The following is a 4,822-nucleotide window of genomic DNA, read 5'->3' on the forward strand; positions in this document are numbered from 1 at the left end:
GAGGCCCTGTCTTCATGCGCGCACAACGGGAAGATCACCCCGGCGGGAAACCTGTTCGACCCGCACGTTCCATGATCGGTTGAGAGACGGCTTCTCAGTGCAGGTAGAGCGCTCGGCGACGGTCGGTTTGGGTGAGTTGGCACCTGGGATGCATAGTGCGATCGACCCGTTCTGATGATGCGCCAGATGATCTCAAGACAGGGCAACGGGGCTCCCAGTAGGACAGAAGATCGACCAAGATCCGACTGTCTGCGAGGGAGCCCCGTTGAGCGCTCAGTCTGCCATCGCTACTGCCTCAACCGTCACCGCGGCGGTCCGGCCGGTGCCTCCTCGAAGCCCCCGAAGGGGGCGGGAGCCGCAGTTCGGGGACCGGATCCGGCTTGGCGTACTCGCTGAGGAGATCACCCCCGAAGTGGTCGACGAGGTGCTGGAGTTGACCGGAAAGTTCGAGCGCCGCCGACGGCTTCTGCCGGCCCGCGCGGTGGTCTACTTCGTTCTGGCTCTGTGCTTGTTCAGCGGCTCCGACAGCGCCGGACCGCCGGGATACCGGGCGGTCCTGCGAACCCTGACCGACAGACTGCGGGACCTGCCGTGCGGCCTCGTTCAGCGCCTGCCCACCAGTTCGGCCCTCACCAGAGCCCGCCAGCGCCTGGGAGAAAAACCGTTCCAGGCGCTCTTCGAACGTGGGTGCGGTGCCCAGGCCACACCCACGACCCCAGGAGCGTTCGCCTTCGGCCTGCGGCTGGTCGCCTGGGACGGTACCGCGCTGGACGTGCCGGACACCCCCGAGAATGCCGCCACGTTCGGATTCACCGGCCGCGACGGCACCAACAAGAGCGGCAACCCACAAGTCAGGATGATGGCCCTGATCGAGTGTGGCACCCACGCGGTCATCGACGCGGCCTTCGACTCGATCGCCAGGTTCAGTGAGCACAAACTCGCCCGCCGCCTGCTCGCCTCCCTGCGGCCCGGCATATTGCTGCTGGCCGACCGCAACTTCGCCGGCCATGAACTGTGGGGCCTGGCCGAGACGACCGGCTGCCACCTCGCCTGGCGGATCAAGAAGAACCTCATCCTGCCACCACTATGGGTCCTGCCCGACGGCTCGTACGTCTCCGTCATGCCCACCCCGGCCGAAGGCCAGCGCCTGGGCAACGCCCGCTTCCACGGCCGCACCCCGACAGGGCTGCCCCAAGGACACCTCGTGCGCATCGTCGACTACACCGTCACGATCCGGCCCCATCACGGTCAGGTGCAGGTCGAGAAGTTCCGTCTCGCGACCAGCCTGCTCGACCACCGGCACGCGCCCGCACGGCAGTTGGCCCAGCTCTACCACCAGCGCTGGGAGATCGAGAACGGCTTCGCCGAACTCAAAAACCGCCTGCGTGGCGCCGGCTTCATCCTGCGGTCCAAGACCCCCGAGCTCATCTGCCAGGAGATCTACGCGCTCCTCACCGTCTACCAGGCACTGTGCGCGCTCAAAGTCCACGCAGCCGAACAGGGCGAGGTCGATCCCGACCGGATTTCTTTCACCACGACAGTTCAGCTCGCACGGCTCAAGACCGCCGGACAGACCGCAGCGAGCCCGCACGTCTTGCGCGCGGCCAGACTCGAAGTCGTCCAGGAACTCCTCAACGACCTCCTGCCGCCCCGCCGCGACCGCCGCTGCCAACGACTCAAGAAGCCACCGAGGAACACCTTCGAAGCCAAACGCCGGGATGAGCCCCGCGCTCCCGACCACGTCAGCTACTCACTCAAAGTCACGCGGAACCCGAGACACCCGTCCTCACCTGTAGAAACGCCCTAAATCACCGGCATTGCAGGTCAGGAGCACTTCTCGCTCCGAGGCGTTGATCCGGCGCCCGCCGTCGCTGGTTCACTGCCTGGTCAGGCAGCCACAGCCGCAACGGACAGGTCCCACAGTCGCTCTGCGGCCCGCTGGTCGAGCGCATAGGCGGCGACGCCCGCCGGTTCGATGTTCGTCGCAAGTTCCTTGGGGTCGATGACCGGGACCTCGTTGCTGTTCTGGAAGTAACGCCCGGTAACGCCCTCAACGAGCGGTGAGGCCGCCACGAGGGCCGAGGTGGCCGCGCCCTGTGCGGCAGAGCGCCACGGATAGGTGTCATAGACCTGTCGCGCCTCGGCCGACATGTCCTCGCCGAAGGCGTACTGCTGCAGGGGCGTACGGATGCCGCCCGGCATCAGGGCATTGGCGGTGATGCCGTCGGCTGCCCAACGGCGGGCCGCCTCCACGGCGAAGAGCACGATGGCTGTCTTGGACTGGCCGTACGCCTCAAGCGGCACGTAGGACCGGTTCGCGTAGTTGATGTCGTCGAAGACGACCGGCGAGTACAGGTGGGCGGTGGAACTGAGCGCGGCGATCCGACCGCCCTCGGCGGCCAGCGCGTCGTGCAGCCCGGTCGCCAGGGCGAAGTGACCGAGGTGATTGGTGGCGAACTGGGCTTCGAAGCCGTTGATCAGCTGGAGTTCGGGCAGAGCCATGATGCCCGCGTTGTTGATCAGCATGTGCAACGGGCCCTGCCAGTTCTCGGCGAAGGCGCGTACCGAATCCAGGTCCGTCAGCTCCAGCGGTGCGACCCGTACGCCCTTGTTGCCGGTGTCCGTGGCGATCTCTGCCGCTACGTGAGCACCCTTCGCCGTGTTCCGTACCGCGAGGGTCACCTCGGCACCGGCCCGCGCCAGCGCTTTCGCCGTCTCGACGCCGACGCCGGAGGAGGCGCCGGTGACCACGGCCCGGCGGCCGGTCAGGTCCACGTCGCGCAGAACCTCGTCGGCGGTGGTGTCGCGGTTGAAGGGGGTGCCGAAAAGAGCCATTGCCGTTCTGTCCTTGCGTTGACGAGGGTTCGACATTTCGATTCGAGTCGACCCGTATGGAAATGTAACTCCGGCACGGCACCAAGGCAAGGCGGACCGTGCGGCCTGGCCAGCGACGTAGACTCGCCCGGTGACCGAGCCCAGCAACCGCCCCGCGACCAGCGAGAACTCCCGACCCGTCCCGGGCCGCAAGCGCAGCCAGGCATCCCGGCGCGCCATCCTGGCAGCCACTCGCGAACTGCTCGCCGAGGTGGGCTACGAGAAGCTGTCCATCGGCTCGATCGCGGGGCGGGCCGGCGTGGGAAAGGACACGATCTACCGCTGGTGGCGCTCGAAGGGCATGGTCGTGGCGGACGCGGTGCTGGACACGGATGCCGATCAGTCCCAGATGCAGCCTTTCCATCTGGTCGCACCGCCGGACACCGGCTCGGTGGACGATGACGTACGGGCCTGGGCGCGCGCCCTCGCCCGTGACTTCGTCGAGCCGGTGAGGGCCGGCCGGATCAGGGCCGTCACCTCCGCGGCGATCGAGGACCCGGCCACCGCCGAGCAACTCTACGAACGCTTCACCCAGGTGCAGCGCCGGGGCTTGATCGACCGGCTCCGCGCCGCAGCGGAGGCAGGTCAGACACGTCCGGACGCCGACTACGGCGCGGTCGCGGACGCGATCATCGGCACGTTCACGTACTGGCTGACCGCCCACCGCGCCGATCTGACCACCGAGTCGATGGAACCGCTGCTCGACGTACTCCTACGCGGCCTGCGGACGGAGGCGGCCGGCGCCCTGTAGCGGCGGCGCTCGTCCGTGCTCAGACCGTCGTCCACCCGCCATCGCTGGGCAGGATGACTCCGTTGATGTTCGGGGCGTCATCGGACAGCAGCCACAGTATCGGGTGGGCGATCACACCGGGCTCGACCGAGGGCGTTGCAGCGGCGATCGCCGGCGCCGTCGCCTCCTGCGCGTACGACGAGCGGAAGGCGGTGTCCATGCCGGTATTGACTCCCCCCGGTGCGACGGCGTTGGCCCGAATGCCCTTCTTCCCGTAGTAGAAAGCGACGGATTTCACGAAGCCGTTGAGTGCATGCTTGGAGGTGGTGTACGCGGCGCCGGCGAGCGAGGCACGCAAGCTCGCCTCGGAGGAGACATACACGAGTGAGCCCGAGCCGCGCTCCAGCATCTGCGGCAGGACGGCTCGGGTCAGACGCATGGGCACCGTGACGTTGAGGTCGATCACCCCCTGCCAGGTCCGATCGTCCATCTCAAGCGGCGGCAGCCAGCCGTCGGAGATCCCGGCGATGTTCGCCACACCGTCGATCCGGCCCTCACCCGCAGCTACCGCCGCGTCGATGACGGACTGGTCCGTGAGGTCCCCGGGGACGGTGACGACGCTCCCGCCCCCTGCTGCCTCGTGGGCAAGGGAGTTCAGGTTCTCGGCGGAGAGATCGACGGCGATGACCCGGGCTCCTTCCGCGACAAGCCGCTCAGCAGTGGTACGGCCGATCCCGGCACCCGCACCCGTGACGATCACGGTACGGCCGGAAAAGCGTGAGGGGGTGTTGTGCATGACGGTGTCTCTTCTGCGTGAGGTGTTGCCCGCCCGCCGGGAAGCGGACGGATGAGGATGGAAGGCCAGAAGGTTGAGGGGTCGAGGCGACCCGAGGAGATCATTGGCCGGGGCAGCACAACCCCTCACCACTTTTCAATTCGGGTCGACCCGTTTGGAAATGTATACCCGTGCACCTGCAGAGGCAAGGACACCAAGGACCCTCTGGGCCCTCCTGCCTCGACCCACCGTTACCCTCGTACGCCGTTCGGCGCCCACGCTTCGCGAGGTGGTTCAGCGCGCGGCACCCGCAAGTACCGGCGGCATCAGTGCCTCGCACTCAGGCCATCTGACGCGTAAATATGGCCTGGTCAGGGTGGGTGTGGGCAGGGCTGGGTGCCCGGTGGTCGCGGAGGGCCGCCGGGTGTCTGGGTTTGTCGGTC

The 4,822-nt window shown here is 67.5% G+C and carries 4 protein-coding genes; 2 read left to right on the forward strand and 2 right to left on the reverse strand.

Translation table 11 applies throughout. The features are described from left to right. Nucleotides 1-322 precede the first annotated feature (322 nt). Nucleotides 323-1,807, forward strand: a complete 1,485-nt coding sequence (locus ACFC09_RS45695) for an IS4 family transposase (protein ID WP_376539082.1) — start codon at nucleotides 323-325, stop codon at nucleotides 1,805-1,807. Between the two features lie 80 nt (nucleotides 1,808-1,887). Here ACFC09_RS45695 and ACFC09_RS45700 read toward each other — a convergent pair whose 3' ends face one another. Next, a complete protein-coding gene (locus ACFC09_RS45700; RefSeq protein ID WP_376539075.1) occupies nucleotides 1,888-2,835 on the reverse strand; it encodes an SDR family NAD(P)-dependent oxidoreductase in 948 nt (315 codons plus the stop codon). A 130-nt stretch (nucleotides 2,836-2,965) separates the two neighbouring features. On the opposite strand from ACFC09_RS45700, the gene ACFC09_RS45705 reads away from it, so the two are divergent. Next, the gene (locus ACFC09_RS45705) at nucleotides 2,966-3,625 is read left to right on the forward strand and encodes a TetR/AcrR family transcriptional regulator (protein WP_376539077.1); all 660 of its coding nucleotides are present in this window, start codon (nucleotides 2,966-2,968) and stop codon (nucleotides 3,623-3,625) included. Between the two features lie 19 nt (nucleotides 3,626-3,644). Here the strand turns inward: ACFC09_RS45705 and ACFC09_RS45710 are convergent, their stop codons facing one another. Then, nucleotides 3,645-4,400 (reverse strand): SDR family NAD(P)-dependent oxidoreductase, encoded by a 756-nt coding sequence (locus ACFC09_RS45710; RefSeq protein WP_376539080.1) that lies wholly within the window; start codon nucleotides 4,398-4,400, stop codon nucleotides 3,645-3,647. Nucleotides 4,401-4,822: the final 422 nt, after the last annotated feature.

It is taken from the genome of Streptomyces sp. NPDC056161, assembly GCF_042268025.1.
GTDB lineage: Bacteria > Actinomycetota > Actinomycetes > Streptomycetales > Streptomycetaceae > Streptomyces.

What these genes read in the sequence shown, in the direction of transcription:
- ACFC09_RS45700 (WP_376539075.1), bottom strand. Translation starts at nt 2,835, where the DNA reads ATGGCTCTTTTCGGCACCCCCTTCAACCGCGACACCACCGCCGACGAG.
- ACFC09_RS45710 (WP_376539080.1), bottom strand. Translation starts at nt 4,400, where the DNA reads ATGCACAACACCCCCTCACGCTTTTCCGGCCGTACCGTGATCGTCACG.